Source organism: Thiobacillus thiophilus, assembly GCF_055378705.1.
In genome coordinates, this window is record NZ_AP042404.1 from 154,814 (window position 1) to 175,303 (window position 20,490).

The 20,490-nt window shown below is 59.9% G+C and carries 20 protein-coding genes; 10 read left to right on the plus strand and 10 right to left on the minus strand.

Going from position 1 to position 20,490, the window contains the following annotated elements:
- Positions 1 to 12 precede the first annotated feature (12 nt).
- From ACZ41T_RS00765 to ACZ41T_RS00810, 10 genes are all read right to left on the minus strand, one after another.
- On the minus strand, positions 13 to 3,099 hold the full coding sequence (locus tag ACZ41T_RS00765; RefSeq protein WP_464922632.1) for an efflux RND transporter permease subunit: 3,087 nt from the start codon (positions 3,097 to 3,099) through the stop codon (positions 13 to 15).
- Between the two features lie 10 nt (positions 3,100 to 3,109).
- Positions 3,110 to 4,345 carry an efflux RND transporter periplasmic adaptor subunit gene (locus tag ACZ41T_RS00770; protein WP_464922633.1) on the minus strand — a complete coding sequence of 412 codons (1,236 nt, stop codon included), beginning with the start codon at positions 4,343 to 4,345 and terminating at the stop codon, positions 3,110 to 3,112.
- Between the two features lie 32 nt (positions 4,346 to 4,377).
- Complete coding sequence (locus ACZ41T_RS00775; protein ID WP_464922634.1) at positions 4,378 to 5,685, minus strand: TolC family protein; 1,308 nt, start codon at positions 5,683 to 5,685, stop codon at positions 4,378 to 4,380.
- An 85-nt stretch (positions 5,686 to 5,770) separates the two neighbouring features.
- Complete coding sequence (locus tag ACZ41T_RS00780) at positions 5,771 to 6,121, minus strand: hypothetical protein (protein WP_464922635.1); 351 nt, start codon at positions 6,119 to 6,121, stop codon at positions 5,771 to 5,773.
- Between the two features lie 66 nt (positions 6,122 to 6,187).
- Positions 6,188 to 6,664, minus strand: coding sequence for a hypothetical protein (locus tag ACZ41T_RS00785; protein WP_464922636.1), 477 nt, complete (start codon positions 6,662 to 6,664; stop codon positions 6,188 to 6,190).
- A 53-nt stretch (positions 6,665 to 6,717) separates the two neighbouring features.
- A complete protein-coding gene (locus ACZ41T_RS00790) occupies positions 6,718 to 6,963 on the minus strand; it encodes an SHOCT domain-containing protein (RefSeq protein WP_464922637.1) in 246 nt (81 codons plus the stop codon).
- A gap of 81 nt (positions 6,964 to 7,044) precedes the next feature.
- Positions 7,045 to 7,533, minus strand: a complete 489-nt coding sequence (locus tag ACZ41T_RS00795) for a c-type cytochrome (RefSeq protein WP_464922638.1) — start codon at positions 7,531 to 7,533, stop codon at positions 7,045 to 7,047.
- 65 nt (positions 7,534 to 7,598) lie between these two features.
- Complete coding sequence (locus ACZ41T_RS00800) at positions 7,599 to 8,003, minus strand: DUF302 domain-containing protein (RefSeq protein ID WP_464922639.1); 405 nt, start codon at positions 8,001 to 8,003, stop codon at positions 7,599 to 7,601.
- Positions 8,000 to 9,841 (minus strand): heavy metal translocating P-type ATPase, encoded by a 1,842-nt coding sequence (locus tag ACZ41T_RS00805; RefSeq protein ID WP_464922640.1) that lies wholly within the window; start codon positions 9,839 to 9,841, stop codon positions 8,000 to 8,002. The genes ACZ41T_RS00800 and ACZ41T_RS00805 overlap by 4 nt, the downstream gene beginning before the upstream one ends.
- A gap of 74 nt (positions 9,842 to 9,915) precedes the next feature.
- Positions 9,916 to 10,317, minus strand: a complete 402-nt coding sequence (locus tag ACZ41T_RS00810) for an ArsR/SmtB family transcription factor (RefSeq protein ID WP_464922641.1) — start codon at positions 10,315 to 10,317, stop codon at positions 9,916 to 9,918.
- Between the two features lie 692 nt (positions 10,318 to 11,009).
- Between ACZ41T_RS00810 and parE the strand changes: the two genes are divergently transcribed.
- From parE to ACZ41T_RS00860, 10 genes are all read left to right on the plus strand, one after another.
- The gene (gene parE / locus ACZ41T_RS00815; RefSeq protein WP_464922642.1) at positions 11,010 to 12,974 is read left to right on the plus strand and encodes a DNA topoisomerase IV subunit B; all 1,965 of its coding nucleotides are present in this window, start codon (positions 11,010 to 11,012) and stop codon (positions 12,972 to 12,974) included.
- On the plus strand, positions 12,971 to 15,364 hold the full coding sequence (gene parC / locus ACZ41T_RS00820; protein WP_464922643.1) for a DNA topoisomerase IV subunit A: 2,394 nt from the start codon (positions 12,971 to 12,973) through the stop codon (positions 15,362 to 15,364). The genes parE and parC overlap by 4 nt, the downstream gene beginning before the upstream one ends.
- Positions 15,365 to 15,905: 541 nt before the next feature.
- The gene (locus ACZ41T_RS00825; RefSeq protein ID WP_464922644.1) at positions 15,906 to 16,508 is read left to right on the plus strand and encodes a lytic transglycosylase domain-containing protein; all 603 of its coding nucleotides are present in this window, start codon (positions 15,906 to 15,908) and stop codon (positions 16,506 to 16,508) included.
- Positions 16,505 to 17,026, plus strand: a complete 522-nt coding sequence (locus ACZ41T_RS00830; RefSeq protein ID WP_464922645.1) for an OmpA family protein — start codon at positions 16,505 to 16,507, stop codon at positions 17,024 to 17,026. The genes ACZ41T_RS00825 and ACZ41T_RS00830 overlap by 4 nt, the downstream gene beginning before the upstream one ends.
- A 9-nt stretch (positions 17,027 to 17,035) precedes the next feature.
- Positions 17,036 to 17,275 carry a hypothetical protein gene (locus tag ACZ41T_RS00835; RefSeq protein WP_296827359.1) on the plus strand — a complete coding sequence of 80 codons (240 nt, stop codon included), beginning with the start codon at positions 17,036 to 17,038 and terminating at the stop codon, positions 17,273 to 17,275.
- A gap of 37 nt (positions 17,276 to 17,312) precedes the next feature.
- The gene (gene traA / locus ACZ41T_RS00840; protein ID WP_464922646.1) at positions 17,313 to 17,630 is read left to right on the plus strand and encodes a TraA family conjugative transfer protein; all 318 of its coding nucleotides are present in this window, start codon (positions 17,313 to 17,315) and stop codon (positions 17,628 to 17,630) included.
- A 25-nt stretch (positions 17,631 to 17,655) separates the two neighbouring features.
- Positions 17,656 to 17,946 carry a type IV conjugative transfer system protein TraL gene (gene traL, locus ACZ41T_RS00845; protein WP_312532830.1) on the plus strand — a complete coding sequence of 97 codons (291 nt, stop codon included), beginning with the start codon at positions 17,656 to 17,658 and terminating at the stop codon, positions 17,944 to 17,946.
- Complete coding sequence (gene traE, locus ACZ41T_RS00850) at positions 17,946 to 18,536, plus strand: type IV conjugative transfer system protein TraE (RefSeq protein ID WP_464922647.1); 591 nt, start codon at positions 17,946 to 17,948, stop codon at positions 18,534 to 18,536. Before traL ends, traE begins: the two co-directional genes overlap by 1 nt.
- Positions 18,499 to 19,224, plus strand: a complete 726-nt coding sequence (locus ACZ41T_RS00855; RefSeq protein WP_464922648.1) for a type-F conjugative transfer system secretin TraK — start codon at positions 18,499 to 18,501, stop codon at positions 19,222 to 19,224. The genes traE and ACZ41T_RS00855 overlap by 38 nt, the downstream gene beginning before the upstream one ends.
- A gap of 53 nt (positions 19,225 to 19,277) precedes the next feature.
- Positions 19,278 to 20,483 carry a TraB/VirB10 family protein gene (locus ACZ41T_RS00860; protein WP_464922649.1) on the plus strand — a complete coding sequence of 402 codons (1,206 nt, stop codon included), beginning with the start codon at positions 19,278 to 19,280 and terminating at the stop codon, positions 20,481 to 20,483.
- The last annotated feature ends 7 nt before the right edge of the window (positions 20,484 to 20,490 follow it).

A 20,490-nucleotide genomic window follows, 5' to 3' on the forward strand; every position in this document is an offset into this window, starting at 1 on the left:
CACGCTTCCGGTTTACTTCGCTTGTTTGCGTTCGCGGCGTTGTTCCACCCATTCATACATCAATGGCAACAGCAGCAATGTCAGCGCGGTGGAGGTGAACAGCCCGCCCACGACGACCGTCGCCAGCGGCCGCTGGGTTTCGGCGCCGACGCCGCTGGAGAGCAGCATTGGCACCAGGCCGAAGATGGCGATGGAGGCCGTCATCAACACCGGTCGCAGCCGCAGCGCAGCGCCCTGCTTGACCGCCTCTCGGATCGACAGCCCCTGCTGCCGCTGATCGTTGAGGAAGGACACCAAGACTATTCCATTGAGCATCGCCACGCCGAACACGGCGATGAAGCCGATCGCCGAGGGCACCGACAGATACTGCCCGGTGATGAACAAACCGATCACGCCGCCGATGGTGGCGAAGGGCACGTTGGCAATGATCAGCGTGGCGTGGGTCAGCGAGTTGAACGCGGTGTAGAGCAGGATGAAGATCAGCCCGATGGTGAGCGGCACGATCAGCGCGAGCTTGGCCATGGCGCGCTGCTGGTTCTCGAAGGCGCCGCCCCACTCGATCCAGTAGCCAGCGGGCAGCTTGACCCCGCTCTTGATCCTGGCTGCCGCTTCCTTGACGAAGCTGTCGACGTCGCGGCCTTTCACGTCCATCTGGATCACCGCGTAACGCTGCAATTGCTCGCGCCGCACGAAGGAATAGCCTTCGTCCAGTTCCACCGTGGACACTGCGGACAACGGCACCAGCGCGCCCGCGCGGGTGCGGATCGGAATGTTGCCGATGGCTTCCACGCTGTTGCGGAAATCGGGCGCGAGCCAGACCTGGATGTCGAAGCGCTTCACCCCGTCGATCAGGGTGGAGACCGCCTTGCCGCCGATGCCGGCCTCGACTACCTCCAGGATGTCGTCGGCGTTCAGGCCCAGGCGCGAAGCGGCTTCGCGATTTACTTTGACCACCAGTTGCGGCTTGCCCTTGTTGGCCTCCAGGGAAAGATCAGCGACGCCGGGCACTTTCTCCAGGGTGGCCTTGAGCTGACCGGTGAGACGGTCCAGCGTGGCCAGGTCCTCACCATAGAGCTTTAGCGCAAGCGTGGCGCGCACCCCGGAAATCAGTTCCTCGACGCGCATTTGGATCGGCTGCGTGGCGGCGATGACAGAAGTGGGGGCCTGTTTCTCCAGCGCCTCCTGCATCTCCCGCGTCAATTCCGGAAAGGAAAGCGGCTCCGGCCATTCGTCGTGGGGCTTGAGATCCACCAGGATTTCCATGTAGTTGACGTCCGCCGTTTCACCTTTCTCCGCACGCCCGATCATGGCGATCGACGACTTCACCTGCGGGAAGCGCTTGAGCGCGGTTTCGATGCCCTCGGAGATGCGGATCGACTCCTCCAGCGAGGTGGAGGGAATGCTGGTGACGCGGAACATGATGCCGCCTTCCTGCAGGGTCGGCATGAACTCCTTGCCGAGGAAGGGAAACAGCGCGAGGGTGCCGATCAACAGGGCCACCGCGCCGCCGATGACCTTGCGTTTGTTCTCCAGCGCCCAGTCCAGCAACGGCAGATAAAGCTGCTTGGCCCAGCGCACCACGAAGGTGTCCTTCTCCTCCTTGGGCTTGAGGATCAGCGCGGAAAGCACGGGCACCAGGGTCATGGTCAGCACCAGGGAACCGACCATGGCGAAGGTGATGGTGAGCGCCATGGGCTTGAACAGCTTGCCCTCCAGACCTGTGAGGGAGAACAGCGGCAGGAACACCACGATGATGATGAGGATCGCGAACGCGGTCGGATTGATCACCTCCCGTGCCGCCTCCAGGATCACGTGGGTCTGGTTGACCGTCTGGCCCACCTTGTGGCTGAGCAGGCGGAAACCGTTCTCCACCATCACCACCGCGCCGTCGACCATCATGCCGATGCCCACGGCGAGACCGGCGAGCGACATCAGGTTGGCCGAAAGCCCCCATTGCTGCATGAGGATGAAACTGATCAGCATGGCCAGCGGCAGCGCCAGGATCACCACGATCGCGGAACGCACCTCGCCCAGGAACAGGAACAGGATGATCGCCACCAGGATCGAACCTTCGATCAGCGCGCTCTCTGCGGTCCTGACCGCTTTTTCCACCAGTTCAGTGCGGTCGTAGATGGGCTTGATCGTTACGCCCGCGGGCAAAGCCTGCTGCACCGTTTTCAGCTTTTCCTTGACGGCGTCCACTACGTTCTTGGCGTTCTCGCCGATGCGCTGCAAGGCCATCCCCAGCACCACCTCCTCGCCGTCCTTGGTGACCGCGCCGCTGCGCAACGAAGGACCTTCTTTGACGTCCGCCACATCACGTACGAAGATCGGTGTGCCTTCCCGCTCGGCAATGACGACGCCGCCGATGTCCTGCGTGTTCGACACCAGCCCCAGTCCCCGCACCAGATACTGCTCCCGTCCCAGGTTGACGTATTGCCCGCCCACCTGACGGTTGTTGGCGGTCAGGGCCTCCATCACTTCCTTGAAGGTCAGCCCGTACTTGATCAGGCCCCGCGGGTCGATCAGCACCTGATACTGCTTCTCGTCGCCGCCCCAGGACATGATGTCGTCCACGCCGGGCGCGGTGCGCAATACGAGCCGTACCGTCCAGTCCTGCAGGGTGCGCAGATCCATCCCGGACAGTTTCTTGTCGGCGGATTCGATGGTGTACCAGAACACCTGCCCGAGGCCCGAACTGTTTGGCCCCAGCGACGGCTCGCCGTAGCCCTCCGGGATGCGGTCCTTGGCCTCCTGCAGCTTTTCGCTCACCAGGCGGCGGGCGAAGTAGATGTCCACGTCATCCTTGAAATAGACGCTGACATAGGACAGCCCGAACAGGGACACCGAGCGTATCTGCTCCACCCCCGGCAGGCCGGCCATGACACCTTCCACCGGAAAGGTAAGCAGCTTTTCCACATCCTCGGCCGCAAGCCCCGGCGCCTCGGTATAGATGTTCACCTGCACCGGCGTCACGTCGGGAAAGGCATCCACGGGCACTTCGCGCCAGGCCTTCACCCCCAGCATCACCACCAGCAGAAAGGCCACCAGCACCAGCACCTTGTAGCGCAGGGAGAGATCGACAATTTTATTCAACATGGTTGCCCCCTCAATCCGCGTCGCCGATTTGCGACTTGAGCAAGCGCGCCTTGAGGGCGTAGGCGCCACTCACCACTACCGCCTCCCCGGCCTCGACGCCGGACTTGATCACGACCCGCCCCTGCGTGCGGTCGCCCACTTGCACCGCGCGCGATTCGAACCCGCCTTTTTCAGCCACGAACACGGTTGGCTGTCCCTGCACCAGCAACACGGCATCTTCCGGAAGCAGCAATGCTTTCGTGCTCGAACCCGTGTTGATGGCCGCCGTGGCGAACATCTCCGGTTTCAGCCGGCCGTCTGGGTTCGGCACTTCCACCCGCGCCTTGGCGGTGCGGGTTTCCTTGTTCATCACGCTGCTGATATAAGTGAGCTTTCCCTTGAACACTTCGCCCGGATAAGCGGCAACCGCGACACTGGCCTGGGCGCCGACCTTGACCTTGCCAAGGTCCTTCTCGAACAGATCGCTTTCGATCCACAGGGTGGACAGATCGGCGACAGTAAACAGGGACTGATCGGGCGTAGCGAGCTCTCCCAGCACCGCGTTCTTCTCAATGACCGTGCCCGCGAACGGCGTGGTGAGCGGAAAGGTCGAGCCCGTCAGATTCCCGGGATTCACCCCCATCATGCGCAGCCTGTCGGCGGCGGCGCGCAACGCGGCGCGGGCTTTTTCATGCTCGGCGCGGGCGCGCAGATAATCCTTCTCGGGGATGATGCTGTCGGCATTCAGCCGCTGGGCGCGTGCGAAGTTGGCCTGGGCCACCTCCGCCTCGCTCGCCGCTTGCAGATAAGTCGAACGGGCTTCGCCCAGTTCGATGCTGTCGAGCAAAGCCAGTGTCTGGCCCGGCTTCACCTTGTCGCCGAGATTGGCGCTGACCTTGACGATGCGGCCCGGTACCCGCGGTGCGACATGCGCAAGTTTGTCCTGGTTGGCCTGGATGGTGGCGGTGACCGTGATCTGTTCCGTTTTTTCCTGAAGCTCAAGTTTCTGTATCTTGATGCCCGCTCGTTGGGCCTCTTCGGCAGTCAAGGCGAGCAACTTCTCGGCACCTTGCTCTTCCGGTTTTTCCTGTAGCGGTGTTGCCGCGCCTTTGCTTGCAGGTTCCGTTTGCTCGGATTGCTTTGCGTCTTTCTCCGTCGCCTGTTTATCGCCGCACCCTGCGAGAACGATGGCAGACAAGCTGCCGGCCAGGAGCAGCGAGGCCAGTCGTTTCAGGTCAGGTTTTTGTTGGTGGTGTGAGTTTTTCATGTCGTGAGTTCCTGAATTTTTGAATGTCTTGTTCAGCGCAGGTCGGGCGTGGACTGCCAGCCCGCCGCCGCTTCCAGCGCGACTTGGCTCAGGCGCAAGTCGGTGCGGGCGTCGAGCAGATCCCGCTGCCCGTCGAGCACTTGACGGTTGACCAGCAGCAGTTGCAGCAGGCCGATCTCGCCTGCGCGAAAGGAAATGGAGGAGAGGCGCTGGTTTTCCTGCAGGCTGGGCAGCACCGATTCATTGAGCCGCTGCACCCGTGCCTTGAGGTTGGAGAAGCGTTCCCACAGGGCGACCACCTGTGCGCGGACGTCACGGCCGGTGGCCTCGCGCTCGATTTGAGTCTGGGTGAATTCCGTGGTCGCCCGCCCGATGCCGCCCGCGTTCTGGCGGAATAGGGGAAGCGGCAGGGAAATGCTCAATCCGACGATTTTTTCGCGGGCATCGTTCGATCCCTCCCGTCCGGTGCCGAGCCCTACCGTGACATCCGGGTAGCGCGCCGCGCGCTCAAGCTCGAGGCGGCTCTTCGCAACCTGTTCCCGATGGCCCAGCGCCTGCAGGACGGGCCGCTCGGCGGCAGAGTTCAGCAGGTCTTCCAGGGAGTAGGGGACGGATACGGGATCGAGGACACCCTGCACCTGCGGGAGTTCGTCAGGTGGCAGTTGCAGCAAGGCCGCCAACTCCGCCCTTGCCTGTATCAGCTGCTCGCGTAACAGAGACACCTGGTTTTGCGCGCGCTCCGCCTCCACCTTGGCGAGGTTGCCGTCCAGTCGGCTGTCTTCTCCCGCCGCGACCCGCTTGCCGACGGCTTTGGCGGCATCTTCGATGAGATTGAGCGTGGCTTCCTCGGTCTGGATACGCGACTGCAAACTTAATACTCGTACGAAACTGCTCTCCACCTCGGCGCGCACCTGCCGCCGGGTTTCCGTGATCACCTGCCGGGTCGCGGCCAGCGATTGCTCGGCTGCGGTCCGCCGGTCACCTTGCTGGCCCGCGACTTCGAAGGTCTGGGCGATTCCCAGGCCCCACTCCCGGTTAACCTGGGTGGGGGCCGATATCTGAGGGATATCCCTGCGGATCCCTTCCACTAAAACCTGCGGGTTGTTCCACAACGGCGCACGTGCATCCTGTAGCTCGCCTTCGACTGCGGGGACGGCGGCCTGGGCAGCACGCAATGCCGGATTGGCCAATTCGGCCTGCCGCCAGGCATCTTCCAAGGTCAACGCTGGTGGGCCCGCGAACGCCGGGGACAACAAAAACCACAACCATGACGCCACCGCTGCGCGGCGCGCCGGCCGCAACCCACTCTGGGGGCTGCGGCGCAAAAATGAAAACTTCATGCTCATTCCTATCCAAGGCGAACACGACACCCAGCCGAAGGCGTGGCGCGTCCTCGCAACACAAAAATTTCAATGCGATTGGAAACTAGGAGATGAGTCGCGGCGGCCGGAAACGGCTATCCGGAGATGAGAGGCCAATGACTAATGATGTATAGGGTATTTGGCCGTTTGTAAATTCTGCAAAAGTTGGAGCCCAATGGCTGGGTAGCCCCATGAAATGACCAATAGCATGGCACCAGTGGTTGCATGGGTTTTGCGCCAAATCAACTTTGGCTGCATCGGATTTCGTTAAAGACTGATCCCTATCTGAAGCCACGCTCTGTTGCTCGTCGAACCACATGTCAGCCACAGCTTCTTTGTTGAACGTCCAGCCGCCAACGCTGATCACGAGCGTGATCACGAGCAGGTAAACGATCCGACGAATCAATCTATTCATGTCTTGTCTTCAAAGGGCATCTTGTCGAAGCGCAGCCACGCCGGAGGTCCGGCGTGGAGTCCAGCTTCAATGCATCCACATATAGCCCTGATGCTCCATCATCTGGTCCATCATTTGCTGTTGCATGCCCATGTACTGATCCATCATGTACTGGCGTTGTTTCAACTGCTCCGGGGTCAGGCGCTGGTAATCGCTCCACATCATCGGGCCGCTCATCATATGCCCACCCATCATGGGACCGCCCATGCAGCAACCCATCATGCCGGGCCCCTGCATGCCGTGCATCATCCCCCGCGCGTTTTGCATGGTAGTCCAATGCTCCTGCAACAATTTCTGGCGCTCCTGGGGATTCTGAGTCTGGCGGATCTTATCCATTTGCGATTGCATCTGCTTTATCTGCTCCTGCATTTGGGCCACTCTCTTGTCGAAATCCTGGTCTGACGGCTGAACCTGGGCAGCCTTTTTACCAGTCTGCGCGTCACCGGCAAAAGTTGGCGTTGAAACCGGAATGGCCAACATCGCGAGTAATAGAATCTTCTTCATTTCCATCTCCTTTGATGATTGAATCAAACAAAAACTCATGTCGATCGAGTTCTTCAACCCCGCTTCAAGTCATCGCGTTTTTGTAAGTACTCTTCGCGATTAATTTCTCCCCGAGCATATCGTTCCTCCAGGACGGCCAGTGCCTCCGGTTTTCTTTCACCATCCGGGGCATTCGAGCGGCGACCATCCATCAAGTACTTCACCACCGCGAGCACCAGCAATATCGGAATCAGCCAGAAAAACGCCATACCTAGCCACCCCAACCAATGCCAGCCCATGCCGTAGCCTTCAAAATCCATCCACATTCCGTTCTCCTCCAGTCTGGCCGTTGTGCAAATACGCGCCTGCCACAATGAAACCGCTACCGTGCGGCGTCTTTCCTATTTGGTGGCATGCGTCTGCATATAAGCGAGGATTGCTGTCAACTCCTCTGGAGTCGGCGCGGCAATTGCCATGCCGCTGTTTTGCCTCATCCATTGCATGCGCGCGTTCATGCGCCCTACCACCGGCGACCATCCGGGGGTACTGTGCAGAGCAGGAGTGGGAAGGCCATGGCACTGCGTACAGTACTGATTGACCAGTCGCGCCCCTGCCGACTGGGGTTCCGGCAATTGCGCCGGATCCACGCCGCGCGGCATCACTCCTCCCATCATCATGCCTTCCGTCATGCCGCCGCATCGCCCTTCCATCATGCCACCCCATCGGCCACCGCACATGCCTTGCGCCAATTTCTGGCCAGCTGCACCACCCTTCTGAAAAGTCTGCATCTCGAATGGATTTTCGTCAGCCTTGGCCACCTGAGCAGTGGACAGACAAATTGCAACCGCTGCGCCGGCAGCCACGTTTGAAACAGTTTTGCTTTTTCCCATGATTCATCTCCGTTGCCATACGTATCAGAAGAAATGCTTGCCTCGCGGAAATACCTACAGAGCCCTCAATACACTCTCCGGCTTTTGCCGAACCTCACTGACCAACTGACTGATTTCCGGCTGCCCACCAGTTCCAATACCGCATTCGGGTCCATGAATTCCACATGAACTGTGCCAGCTTCGTCCTGCCGCACCACTACATTGCAGGGGAGGAGTAAGCCGATGGATGGTTCGCTTTCCAGGGCGCGGTGCGCCAAGGACGGATTGCACGCGCCGAGGATGCGGTAGGGCGGCATGTCCTGATGAGTTTCATCTTCAGGGTGGCCGCCACGTCGATGTCCGTCAGGACGCCAAAGCCTTCCTTTTGCAGTTCCTGGATAACCTTCTCGATCGCCGCGTCGAAAGATGACGCTACCGTTTTGCCAAAACCGTACCGGGTGCTCTCCTTCGTTGGGTAATGGAATTGTCATGTCCTGAGCATGCGCAGGCCGCTTGCGATCACCACGAACTCGCTGATCTCGTGCGCGATGACGGCGATGGGAAGCGTGAAGTAACCCGTCACCGCCCCTGCGATGAGCGAGCCGATCACCACCACGGAAAGCGCCAGGTTTTGCTGCACCACACCCCAGGTGCGCCGGCTGAAGCGGATGAGATAGGGCAGGCGCGACAGGTTGTCGCTCATGAGCGCCACATCGGCCGTTTCCAGGGCGACATCGGTGCCTGCGGCGCCCATGGCGACACCGACGTGGGCGGCGGCGAGCGCCGGTGCGTCGTTCACACCATCGCCCACCATCAACACCTTGCCGTAGCGGGCTTCCAGTTCGGCGACCTTGCGCGTCTTGTCCTCGGGCGACAGCTCGGCATGCACCTCGTCGACTCCCACCTGTTCGGCGATGGCGGCGGCGGCCAGGGGATTGTCACCGGTCAGCATGACCACCCGTTCGATCCCGGCGCGCTTCAGTTCAGCGATGGCATCCGCCGCTTCGGGGCGCAACGGGTCGCTGATGGCGAACAAGGCCTGGATCGAAGAATCGGTCCCGAGCATCACCACGGTCTTGCCCTGACTTTGCAGGTGTTGAACCTTATCCATCACTTCGGCAACCGGAACAGCCAGGTCGGCGAACAGTTTGGGGCTGCCGATGTAGAGCTGCCGGCCATCCACCAGCCCCTGCGCGCCCGCGCCGGTACGCGAGCGGAAATCCTCGGCGGGGGCGGGTTCGAGGCCGGCTGCCCGGGCGCGGCGCACGATAGCCTGGGCCAGCGGATGCTGCGAGCGGGATTCCAGGGCCGCGGCCGCCTCCAGCACCTCACGCTCGCCGTGACCCCAGAACACCAGCACGTCCGTGACCTCGGGGCGGCCGATCGTGAGGGTGCCTGTCTTGTCGAGCGCGACGACTTTCACCCGGGCCAGGTTCTCCAGGTGGACGCCGCCCTTGATGAGCAGGCCGTTGCGGCCGGCCGTGCCCAGGGCCGCGACCAGGGTGATGGGGATCGAGATCACCAGGGCGCAGGGCGCCGCGGCCACGACGAACACGGTGGCGCGGGTCAGCCATTCCGCCCAGGGTTGGCCGAAGAGCGGCGGCAGCAGGGCGACGAGCACGCCGACCGCCAGCACGGCGGGGCTGTAGCGCTTGCCGAAGCGCTCGATGAAGCGCTGGCTGCGTCCTTTGCTGGCCTGCGCCGCTTCCACCAGGTGGATGATGCGCGACAGGGTGTTGTCCGCGAAGGCCTTGGTCGCACGCACCGTCAGCGCGCCTTCCCCATTGATGCTGGCCGCGAATACCTTGCCACCGGGGGATTTCTCCACCGGAACCGATTCCCCCGTTACCGGCGCCTGGTTTACCGCGGAATGGCCGTCGATCACGTCGCCATCGGTGGCAACCGACTCCCCGGGCAGGACGATGAAGACATCTTCCACCCGCAACTGCTCGACGGGAATGCGCGACTCCTGGCCGTCCCGGCGCACCAGCGCGGTTTTCGGCGCCAGATCCATCAGCGCGCGGACGGCGTGCCGCGTGCGCTCGGCGGTGTAGCCTTCCGCCGCCTCGGAAATGGAATAAAGGAATACCAGCGTGGCAGCCTCCAGCCACTGCCCCATCACACCGGCAACGAGGGCTGCGACGGACATCAGCAATTCGATGCCGATCTCGCGCTCCTTGATCAGTTCCTCGATTGCCTCCCGGCCGAAGTAATAGCCGCCGATGATGATCGCAGCCACATACAACAGGACCGCGGCGGTGTGCGGCAACCCCAGGTAGCCCCCGGCAAAGCCCAGCGCAAGCAAAACCCCGGAAGCAGACGAGGTCACGACCTGCGGGTTTTTCCACGGCGGCGGCATTGCCACCCCAGGCGCGGACAAAGACGCGGAACACGAACAGGCCATCACTCGCCTCCCGCCGCCAGCTCAGACGTCTGGATGCCGATGCGGCAGCGGCCGTCTTCCCGTAGGCACATTCGCTGACGGAAGCGCTCAACATCGCGAGCGAAGTCCCCGTCGGCGTCCGGCAGCGACTGGAGTGCTTCATATAGGCGGTCGAGATAGGGGATGCCCTCAACCAGCCGATGATAGACCCACCGACCTTCCTTTACCGCAGACAACAAACCTGCCTGCCGCAGCACCTTGACGTGGCGCGAGAGCTTGTACTGGGGCTCCAGGAGGCTGTCTACCAACTCGCAAAGGCACGCTTCCTCCCCTGTGTCGGCCAGAAGACGGGCAATTCGGATCCTTGTCGGGTCCGCGAGGGCTTGAAAGATTTCCTGTGGTTTAATATTTATTGAATGCATAGTTGCATTCTAATGCAACTATGCAACCATGCAACTATGCAATCCTGAAAGAGCTTCAGGCGATCAGCTGGAATTCTTGTGGTTCGTGCGGCTGTCTCCCCTATGTTCCAAAACGGTCGGTGAAGCAATGAGCAGCGAACGTTCGTAAGTAGTCATACAGCTGGATGACTGGTCAGGCTGGTGTACGAGGCAAAGCAGACCTGATTAGAGCATGACGCCACTGGCAGCTTAGGCCGAACAGGAGACGGTGGGCATACATGATCTGTGCTTTCGCTTTTGGCCATTGGTCAGTTACGGCTCGCCAGTTTTCCTGAATTCTTTGTGTGGCCGCACTTTCACGAATTGCGGAAATACATTTTCAGCTCTGTGGGAAAAATGTCTTGATATATGAAAACCTACAGCACGCCATCAAGTATTGCCCCGCACGACGTTCGTGCAACAATTCAATGAAAAGCATTGTGCCTATGGCTGAGTTGGATGTTAACGACGCGGTACACGGTCGCTAAAGGGGCCGCGTTGCGCAAATGAGCTAAATGGCCCCGTCACATGGTCGGCATAACGCCCAGCCATGCAAATGACCCGCGCACATGGGGTGCAGCCAGCAGACGATCTCGTGAGCATGTGTTTCTAGTCACCGTGATTTTCATTGAGGTGAGTTACTGCAACCTTTTGATTCATGAGATAAGCAAAGAATGGCTAAGGATTACAACGCAGATTCGATCAAGGTTCTCAAAGGACTTGAGCCCGTCAGGGCTCGCCCCGGCATGTACACACGGACCGACAGTCCACTTCATGTCATCCAGGAGGTTATCGATAATTCAGCAGACGAAGCTTTAGCGGGGCATGCCACCCAGATCGGTGTCCGATTGTGTGTGGATGGCTCTGTCAGGGTCAGCGATGATGGACGAGGCATCCCTGTAGACCTCCATCCTCAAGAAAAAGAGCCCACGGTCGTGGTGGTGCTGACCCGTCTGCACGCCGGGGGCAAGTTCGATAAAACCTCCGGCGAAGGGGCTTACGCTTTCTCCGGGGGGCTGCACGGTGTTGGCGTCTCTGTGACCAATGCCCTCGCCACCCGGTTAACCGTGACGGTGAAACGAGACGGCCAGATCAACGAAGTCGTGTTTGCGGATGGAGGAAGGGTCAGCAAGAAGCTCGCTGTCATCGGCAAGTGCGCCAAGAAAGATACGGGCACAACGATTCATGTCTGGCCCGACCCGGTCTTCTTCGACTCGGCCAAAATCCCCGAGCGTGAACTCGCTCGTCTGCTGCGCGCCAAGGCCGTACTGCTGCCAGGCGTCACCTTCCGGCTGGAGATCGAACGTGGCGACGCTGTGGATGAGCAAGTCTATTGCTACCAAGGCGGGCTGGTCGACTACCTGTCCGAACAGGTCCCCCCTGACGAAGCCTTGGTTCCTGTCTTCGCTGGCGAGGCCTACGCGGACGGATCCGATGGGTTTGCCAAAGGAGAAGGCGCGGCATGGGCGGTGACCTGGGCGGAATCCGGCAGCTTCACTGAATCCTACGTCAACCTCATTCCGACCCTGCAGGGCGGCACCCATGAGGCCGGTCTGCGCGCCGGCGTCTTCGATGCGGTGAAGTCATTTGCAGAACATCACGCTCTCCTTCCGCGCGGTGTGCAGTTGCGCCAGGAAGATGTCACGGGGCGCATGTCCTTCGTTCTCTCCACCCGGCTGCTTGACCCCCAGTTCCAGGGGCAGGTAAAGGAAAAGCTCAACTCACGCGAGGCGGTGAAGCTCGTTTCGACAATGAGTCGCGATCCCTTCGAAGTCTGGCTCAATGGCCACGTGGAGTATGGCAAAGCCATCGCCGAGATGGCGGCCAAGGCAGCAGCGAACCGTCTCAAATCCAGCCAGAAAACCGAGAAGAGAAAAACCTCCGGGGTCGCTGTCCTGCCCGGCAAGCTTTCGGACGCCGCAACGGACGACCCGGTTATTCGTGAAATATTCCTCGTGGAGGGGGATTCCGCCGGCGGCAGTGCAAAACAAGCACGGGACCGCGAAACCCAGGCCATCCTGCCTTTGCGGGGCAAAGTGATGAACTCATGGGAAACCGACCCCAACGCGCTCTACGCCAACAAGGAAATCCACGACATCGCGGTCGCTCTCGGGGTGGAGCGGCATCGCTTGGGCGACAATCCGGACCTCAGCGGCCTGCGCTACCACAAGGTCGTGATCATGACCGATGCCGACGTCGACGGGGCGCACATTTCCACCCTGCTGCTGACCCTCTTCTTCCGTCACTTCCCGAAACTGGTCGAACAGGGGCACATCTATGTGGCACAGCCGCCCCTCTACCGGGTTGACGCACCGGCCAAGGGCAAGAAACCGGCCCGACGCCAATATGCCCTCGATGACGGCGAGCTGACGGCGATCAAGGACCGCCTCGCTTTGGACGGAATCAAGCCTGAGGCGATTGAGGTTGGTCGCTTCAAGGGGTTGGGCGAGATGAACCCGTCCCAGCTTCGTGAAACCGCCATGGACCCGGCCACCCGGCGCGTCCTTCCGGTGCTCGCCACACCCGACGAAATGCACGCGGCGCTGAAGCTGTTCGACATGCTGATGGGCAAGAGCGCCGCCGCCGATCGGCGCGACTGGATGGAAACAAAGGGCAATCTGGTGGAGGCTGACGTATGACCAAGGCGGCTGAAACCCACACCCTGGACCTCTTCGGAAACCCGGATGAAACGTCTTCCCAGCCCACGCCACCCCAGGCACCGCCCTCCCCTCCGTCTTCTGGTGACGGCGGTTTGAGTGGTGAAGAAGGGCTTCCACTGGGCATTTATGCTGAGCGCTGCTACCTGGCATACGCGATGAGCGTGGTGAAGGGCCGTGCGCTGCCCTACGTCGAGGACGGCATGAAGCCCGTTCAACGCCGCATCCTCTACTCCATGCGTGAGATGGGTCTGACGTCCAGTACCAAGCACGTCAAGTCTGCCCGTGTGGTGGGCGACGTGATCGGCAAGCTCCATCCTCACGGAGACCAGTCCGTCTACGACGCCATGGTCCGCATGGCACAGGGCTTCACCCTGCGCTATCCGCTGATCGACGGCCAAGGCAACTTCGGGTCGCGCGATGGCGACGGCGCGGCAGCGATGCGCTACACGGAAAGCCGCCTCACACCCGTCGCCGAACTGCTCCTGTCGGAGATCGACATGGGTACGGTGGACTTCGTGCCCAACTACGACGGCGCCTTCAAGGAACCCGCCCTGCTTCCGGCCCGGCTGCCCATGCTCCTGGCCAACGGGGCGTCCGGCATCGCCGTCGGCATGGCCACCGAGATTCCCTCCCACAACCTGCGCGAACTCGGTTCCGCGGCCATCGCCATCCTGAAAAAACCCGCGATCAGCCTCGACAGCATTCTTTCTCATGTGCCCGGCCCCGATTTCCCCGGCGGGGGGCGGATCATCACCTCTGCCGCAGATCTTCGCGCGGTATACGAATCGGGTCGAGGCAGTGTGCGCGTTCGTGCGCAATGGACGGTGGAGCAGCTGGCACGAGGCCAATGGCGAATCGTTGTCACCGAACTGCCGCCTGGCGTTTCCACGGCCCAGGCGTTGACCCAGATCGAGGCGCTGGCCAACCCGCAACCCAAGACCGGCAAGAAAGAACTGTCGCCGGAACAGAAGAACCTCAAGCAGGCGATCCTCGCCCTCCTGGACAGCACACGCGACGAATCAGACGAGAAAAATCCGGTTCGCCTGGTCCTGGAACCCAGCTCACGGAACCATGATCCCGATACCTTCATGCGTTTCTTCCTGGCCCAGACCAGTCTGGAAACCAATGTGCCGGTCAACCTCACGGTGATCGGCAGGGATGGTCGACCCGGCCAGAAGGGTCTGGTGGCGTTGATCGCCGAATGGGCGGGCTTCCGGGTCGACACAGTGCGCCGCCGAAGCCAGCATCGGCTCGAAGTGGTGAACCGGCGCGTCCATATCCTGGAAGGACGACTGACCATCCTCCTGAACATCGACGAAGTGATCCGGGTCATTCGTGAGTCGGACGATCCGAAGTCTGACCTGATGGCCGCTTTTGACCTCACCGAGGTGCAGGCCGATGACATCCTGGAAATTCGCCTGCGTCAGCTAGCCCGGCTTGAATCCATCAAGATCGAAAAGGAATTGAAGGAATTGATGGGCGAGCGCGATGAACTCAACCGTATCCTTGGCGACGGCAATGCCCTGACGTCTCTTGTCATCGACGAGATCCGCGCTGACATGAAGAAATACGGCGATGACCGCCGCACCCGCATCGAGGCAGCGCAGTCGGTTACCGCCTCAACGACGAGCGAAGAGTCCATTGTGGACGAACCGGTGACCGTAATCGTGTCACTGAATGGCTGGCTTCGCACCCGGCAAGGCCATGGTGTCGACCGGGCATCCATCCAGTACAAGGCGGGCGATGGAGAAATGGCGGTCATCGAAACCCGGACGGTGAATCCTCTCATCCTCATGGACAGCAGCGGCCGCACGTATACGCTTCGCATCTCCGACTTGCCCTCCGGTCGCGGCGATGGGGTTCCATTCACAAGTCTCGTTGATCTGGCCAAGGGCGCGAAGCTGATTCATGCCCTTTCGGCGCCTCCAGAATCCCGCTGGCTGGTATCAACCACGGTGGGCTACGGATTCATTGCCAAGTGTGCCGATATGGTGTCCCGGCAACGGGCTGGCAAGGCGTTCATGACGGTCGAGGACGGCCAGATTCCCCTGCCTCCGGCCCCTGCAACGGGCGACTGGGTTGCTGTTGCGGCAAGCAACGGCAAGGCCCTGGTGTTCCCCATCGATGAAGTAAAGGAAGGCACTGGCGGCAAGGGCGTGCAGCTGATCAAGCTCGACGAGGGTGAAAAGATGATGGCGCTGACCGTATTCGACGGCCAGACCCTTATGGTGGCAGGAGCTGGAAAGGGCAAACGCAGCGGCAGGCTGAAACTTTCGGGCGAGAACCTGGAGCGCTACCGGATCCACCGAGCGAAGAAAGGCAGCCTCCTCGAAAAAGGGATGGTGGCGAGCAGACTCTGGGCAGATTGATCCTACCTGTCCTATCTCTCATTGGTGCCATCGAGCAGCGTCGACAAGCCTCTCTCGGCTACACGATACGTCTCTAAACAGGCTCCCTTGGCACTGGGCGGCTGCCGCCCGCCCATAAAGCATTACCTGTGTTACTGGTAACTATTCAGCAATTAAATCGCAGATCAAGTATGCCCAACGTCTTCTGTTCGTCCTTATGTGGAGCGCTACATAAGGACGAACAGAAGACCACGCCGATTTCACGACCGACCCCTTACTGACCTACACCGGCCGCCCAGTATCGCATTTTCCCCACTCCGCCAATGGCTGTACTTGACCGATTTTTTTCTGACAGAGGCGACCCGTGCTTTCTCTGTTAGTCAGGCCAAATCTGAGCCTTTACTCTCAAAAGCTTTTGGTGATTTCCGCTAGGACGCAAACTGGTGGGCGCTCTTTGTCCAGCCATTTATAGCCCTTAACCAGTAAGCATTTCCCCTTCAGCCCCCCGTATTCCTTTGTGTTCGCGTCTATTCAAGCGAACAAGCCCTTTCGGGTAAGTCCCTTGGCCCTTCTTGGGCTTTCTTTTTTTGGGCAACCGATCATTTTATCCATTTCTGATTTTATTTTCAGCAATCAATCAAAAAAACATTCTTTTGATTTCCGCTGGAAGCGGGATGACCGCATCCCTAGCATTCGCCACATGGTTTCCCTCCCCTCCCCTTGGGTTGTTCTCCTGACGGCCCTTTTTTATACCCAGGCCCACGCCTTCTGTTTTGATGAGGCGGGGGCGATGTATGGGGTCTCGCCGCTATTGCTGAAGGCTGTGGCCCAAGTTGAGTCGAATATGAGACCGCATGCGGTTAACAGCACTCACACAGCGAATACGCAGTCTCAGGACATTGGGCTGATGCAGATAAATACCCGGTGGCTGCGGAGGAACCCAATCAAGTCACTCGGATACACCGAGGCCCACCTCTACGATGCCTGTACCAACGTCAAGCTGGGTGCCTGGGTTCTGGCGAACAACTTCACTCGATATGGCGCTTCGTGGGAAGCGGTTGGTGCCTACAACGCGGCATGCACGCGACTTAAAGGGGATGCGTGCCGCCGCGCACGAAATGGCTATGCCTGGAAAGTCTACCGGGCAATGAGGAAATCCTCATGAAATGCATGTTCACATTGCTTGCCCTGGTCTGGGCAGGTTCGTCGATGGGTGCCGACTGGCAAGTGACGCAGTCCGATTCCATTAGTGCTTATGTCATGTGTCATGAAGGCGATTGCCCTGTAAAGACGGCGAAGGTGCTTGACCTTCCTGTACCCGTCCCCATGCCCGCGAGGGTATCGGATAGCGCTGCCAAGCCGGTCACCGTTCATTCCTCTACTTCAGTTCGTTTTGCGTTGGCCTCAGCCCGGCTCAGCCAGGCCGAGAAAGCCAGGCTCAAGGCTTTTCTTAAACGTCATCGTGACGCGGGACGTTTTCTGGTTGTTGGCAGCACAGATCAGATAGGCAAGAAGCGATTTAACGAAACCCTGGCGTACAAGCGCGGGATAGCGGTCGCGGTTTTTATGCACGCCAACGGAGTCCAGAAACGGAATATCAAAGTCGATTCGCGATGCTGCATCGACCATCCGCCCAGCACGAACCCTAGCGCAAGACGTGCGGTGATCAGCATTAGCGAATAGGGATTGGGAATGACAAAAAACACTACTGAGCCGGGATACAAGGCAGTCCTCGTGCGCGAGGAAACCAAACTCAAGCTGCAGGCGCTTGGGAGAGCCCTTCCCAACAGGAATCTGTTCTTGGAAAGGCGGCTGGCCACAGCCGCCATTGAATACTGTCTGAACGATGGGACAGCGAGGCAAGCCATGCTGGATTTGGTGCGCCACATCGTGATGCGAGACCTTGAGACTGCTGAGACACCGGGACCATGAGACCCATCTTTCAATACATACGCTCAAGGAGAATCAAATGAATTTCATGCAGATGTTTAGCAAAAAACAGGTCGTTGTCGGCGGGCTTCTCTCCGCTCTGATGGTCAGCTCGGCATGGGCCACCACCGCCGGCGGCGGTGTGACCGGTACAGAATTCCAGGCCCTGTTCGACATGCTGGTGGGGTGGGCCGAAGGCTATCTGGGCAAAGCGCTGGCGATCGCCGCGTTCGTGGTCGGTGCGCTCATTGGCTTCGCCAAGTCTACCGCCATGCCGGCGCTGGTTGGCATCGTCTTCGCCATCGTGTTCGGCCTTGGCCCGACGATCATCAACGGCATGTTCGCCGCTGTGATTTAAGCGAAGCATCACCGGACTGAACAGCATGGCCAATCAAGACTCGCCAACGATCCCGACCCGCCTGGACGACCCGCCCAAGTTCATGTGGTGGGATTTCGACGTGGCCATGCTGTTCATGTCCTTCTTTGTATTCGGCCTCATTACAGGCTGGCTCGTGAGCTTCACGGTGTTCGGTTTGGTGATGGCCTGGCTTTACCGCAAAGCCAAATTCGGCCAGCACAGAGCTTATGGCATGCACCTGCTGTATTGGCATCTACCCGTCAATCTGGGAATGAAGGCAACACCACCTTCGAGCATCCGAGAGTTCATTGGCTGATGAGAATAGACAAACTGAGCGGCCAAGTGGCCGTCACTCTCGGGGTGCGCAGATGGGCTGTGATGATGTTCGCCCTGTCGCAGATCGCATTGCTCCTGATGTTGATCGCCTTCCTGACGCGAGGCGACACACACCGCGAAACACTGGTTCCACCGACGATCCACACAACATTCTGGGTCGATGATGACAAGGTTTCCAAAGAATATCTGATCGAGATGGGCGTGTTTCTGGCCCAGCTCTACTTCGATGTGACGCCACAGAACGTGGACTTTAATCACCGCACACTCAAGTCCTATATCGACCCCCGCTTTTACGGAAAGCTGGAAATCGAAGCCGGCGCTTATGCCCAAAAGATCAAGTCGGATAACGCCAGCACATTCATGGCGATCGCGATGGTCATGCCAGACGAGGCAAAACAGCGCATCGCTGTTCAGGGTGTGCTCAACACCTATCTAGGAGACAGCAGAACATCACAGGTGAACAAAACCTACGTATTCGAGTTTGGCCAACGCGGCGGCCGTGTGCTGCTGACCGGTATGAGAGAAGGTAAGAATGCTGCCCGACCGTTTGAAGAAATCACTGCTCCTTAGCCTGTTTTGCTTACTTGCCGCGCCGTCCTCTCACGCTTTGCAGGTAGTGGAAGGCGTCGAGGGCAAGACCCTGTTCGTCAAGGTGAGCCTGAGAGACTTGAACCGCATCTCGATCGAGGGAGGCCGGGTTCGCCTGGTCAAGTCCGCCGACGACGGACTGCTCACTGGCAGCGCGGACGCCACCACCGGGCAGGCTCTGATTCATCCATTGGCCAAGGATCCGTTCGGAGTGTTTGTGTTCAGTCAAAGTGGGAAAACCTACACGCTTGTGTTGCAGCCCCAGGATATTCCGGGTGAAACCATCGTGATCAAGGAAACGGCTGTCCCTGCTTCTGTTGCAGCCAAGCCTGGAGAGATTGAACGTGCCTCCAGTTATCAGCAGGCGATCAAGAAAATGATTCAGGCATTGGCAGGTGAAGGTTTGCCTGAAGGCCTGGAGGTAAAGAAGACATGGGAGGAAATCCGCCTCTGGAAAGGCTCCCGTTTTGCGCTGGAGAATGTTCTCACTGGACATTCACTGGTGGGTGAACAGTATCGCCTGTTCAATATCAGCGACGCCCCGGTTAGGGTCGCCGAACAGGAGTTCTACAAAAAAGGCGTGCTGGCTGTGTCGGTGCGCGACTTGATCGTTGAGCCGGGTCGCAGCACCCAGGTCTTTGTGGTGAAACGGAACGAAGGGGTGAGGTAATGGCGAGAATCATACCCACCCTCAAGGCTTCGCCCGCCCGCAAGAAGCAGCTCATGATGGCGGGCGGCGTCGGCGCCATGATTGTCGGGGTGGCCTTGGCTGCGGCATGGTTCGCCGACTCCGGGAGCAATAAATCCGATCAGGCTCCTGTGGACAAGCCGGAACAGGTCAGCCTCAACCTGGCTGTTCCGGGGCTGCAACTGAACGACAAGGATGTCTGGCGGGCGAACGAAGCATCAAAGATCGAGGCGCTGAACAAGGAAATCGCCGCGATCAAGCAGAACATGGTGAATAGCCCACAAAGTAGTGGCGGAGCCATGCAAGGCACCGCCGGAGCGGGAATCAACGAAGTGCCGATGCCTCCCCCGGCAGCGGTAATTCAGCCCGGCGGCAATTTACGCCCGCTGCAACCCATGGGCTCGGCGGCATTGCCGCCCCCTCCCCCCCCGCCTCCTGGAAGGCCTGGGCAGTTTGCACAGCCTGGCATGGATCCGAATCCGCCGATGCAGCCCGTGGTGAAGCGCGCGTTCACGCTCGAAGTTTCCGATTCGACGGTGGCTGCGCCTGCCGCACCGCAGGCGCAGCCACAAGCCGCCGGCATGTCGTCCGCCCCATCCAAGGAAGAGAAGACATCGGCTGAGAACTATCTTCCTGCCGGGACGTTCATGCGCGTGGTGTTACTGGCGGGTCTGGATGCGCCGACGGGTGGACAGGCACAAAACAATCCGCATCCGATATTGATGCGGGTGCTCGATCCAGCCCAGTTGCCCAATCGCTACATGGCCGACATGAAGGATTGCGTGGTCACGGCCAATGGCTACGGCGACATATCTTCTGAGCGTGCTTATATCAGGACGGATCGGCTGTCGTGCATCGACCAGAAAGGTGGGGCGGTCGACGTATCGCTTAAAGGGTATGTAGCCGGTGAGGATGGCAAGGCCGGGATGCGCGGAAGACTGGTTTCCAAGCAGGGTCAGGCGCTGGCGAATGCCTTCCTCGCGGGGATTGGCTCAGGCATCGGGCAAGCGTTCAAGGAATCTTCGAGCACTGTATCTACCTCACCGCTGGGTTCCACCAGCACGGTGACGGACGGCAAGGAGTTGCAGGCTGGACTGGCATCAGGCGTTGGAAGCGCGATGTCACAGCTCTCGAAGTATTACATCAAGCTGGCCGAACAGGTTTTTCCGGTGATTGAAGTGGACGGCGGCCGCGTGGTCGACGTAGTGCTGACGCGCGGCCAGAGCATCGAGAGAAGGTAAAGAACAT

What these genes read in the sequence shown, in the direction of transcription:
- ACZ41T_RS00830 (WP_464922645.1), top strand. Translation starts at nt 16,505, where the DNA reads ATGAAATGCATGTTCACATTGCTTGCCCTGGTCTGGGCAGGTTCGTCG.
- parE (WP_464922642.1), top strand. Translation starts at nt 11,010, where the DNA reads ATGGCTAAGGATTACAACGCAGATTCGATCAAGGTTCTCAAAGGACTT.
- traL (WP_312532830.1), top strand. Translation starts at nt 17,656, where the DNA reads ATGGCCAATCAAGACTCGCCAACGATCCCGACCCGCCTGGACGACCCG.
- ACZ41T_RS00795 (WP_464922638.1), bottom strand. Translation starts at nt 7,533, where the DNA reads ATGGGAAAAAGCAAAACTGTTTCAAACGTGGCTGCCGGCGCAGCGGTT.
- ACZ41T_RS00785 (WP_464922636.1), bottom strand. Translation starts at nt 6,664, where the DNA reads ATGAAGAAGATTCTATTACTCGCGATGTTGGCCATTCCGGTTTCAACG.
- parC (WP_464922643.1), top strand. Translation starts at nt 12,971, where the DNA reads ATGACCAAGGCGGCTGAAACCCACACCCTGGACCTCTTCGGAAACCCG.
- ACZ41T_RS00765 (WP_464922632.1), bottom strand. Translation starts at nt 3,099, where the DNA reads ATGTTGAATAAAATTGTCGATCTCTCCCTGCGCTACAAGGTGCTGGTG.
- ACZ41T_RS00855 (WP_464922648.1), top strand. Translation starts at nt 18,499, where the DNA reads ATGCTGCCCGACCGTTTGAAGAAATCACTGCTCCTTAGCCTGTTTTGC.
- ACZ41T_RS00780 (WP_464922635.1), bottom strand. Translation starts at nt 6,121, where the DNA reads ATGAATAGATTGATTCGTCGGATCGTTTACCTGCTCGTGATCACGCTC.
- ACZ41T_RS00800 (WP_464922639.1), bottom strand. Translation starts at nt 8,003, where the DNA reads ATGACAATTCCATTACCCAACGAAGGAGAGCACCCGGTACGGTTTTGG.
- traA (WP_464922646.1), top strand. Translation starts at nt 17,313, where the DNA reads ATGAATTTCATGCAGATGTTTAGCAAAAAACAGGTCGTTGTCGGCGGG.
- ACZ41T_RS00860 (WP_464922649.1), top strand. Translation starts at nt 19,278, where the DNA reads ATGATGGCGGGCGGCGTCGGCGCCATGATTGTCGGGGTGGCCTTGGCT.
- traE (WP_464922647.1), top strand. Translation starts at nt 17,946, where the DNA reads ATGAGAATAGACAAACTGAGCGGCCAAGTGGCCGTCACTCTCGGGGTG.
- ACZ41T_RS00790 (WP_464922637.1), bottom strand. Translation starts at nt 6,963, where the DNA reads ATGGATTTTGAAGGCTACGGCATGGGCTGGCATTGGTTGGGGTGGCTA.
- ACZ41T_RS00835 (WP_296827359.1), top strand. Translation starts at nt 17,036, where the DNA reads ATGACAAAAAACACTACTGAGCCGGGATACAAGGCAGTCCTCGTGCGC.
- ACZ41T_RS00810 (WP_464922641.1), bottom strand. Translation starts at nt 10,317, where the DNA reads ATGCATTCAATAAATATTAAACCACAGGAAATCTTTCAAGCCCTCGCG.
- ACZ41T_RS00770 (WP_464922633.1), bottom strand. Translation starts at nt 4,345, where the DNA reads ATGAAAAACTCACACCACCAACAAAAACCTGACCTGAAACGACTGGCC.
- ACZ41T_RS00775 (WP_464922634.1), bottom strand. Translation starts at nt 5,685, where the DNA reads ATGAAGTTTTCATTTTTGCGCCGCAGCCCCCAGAGTGGGTTGCGGCCG.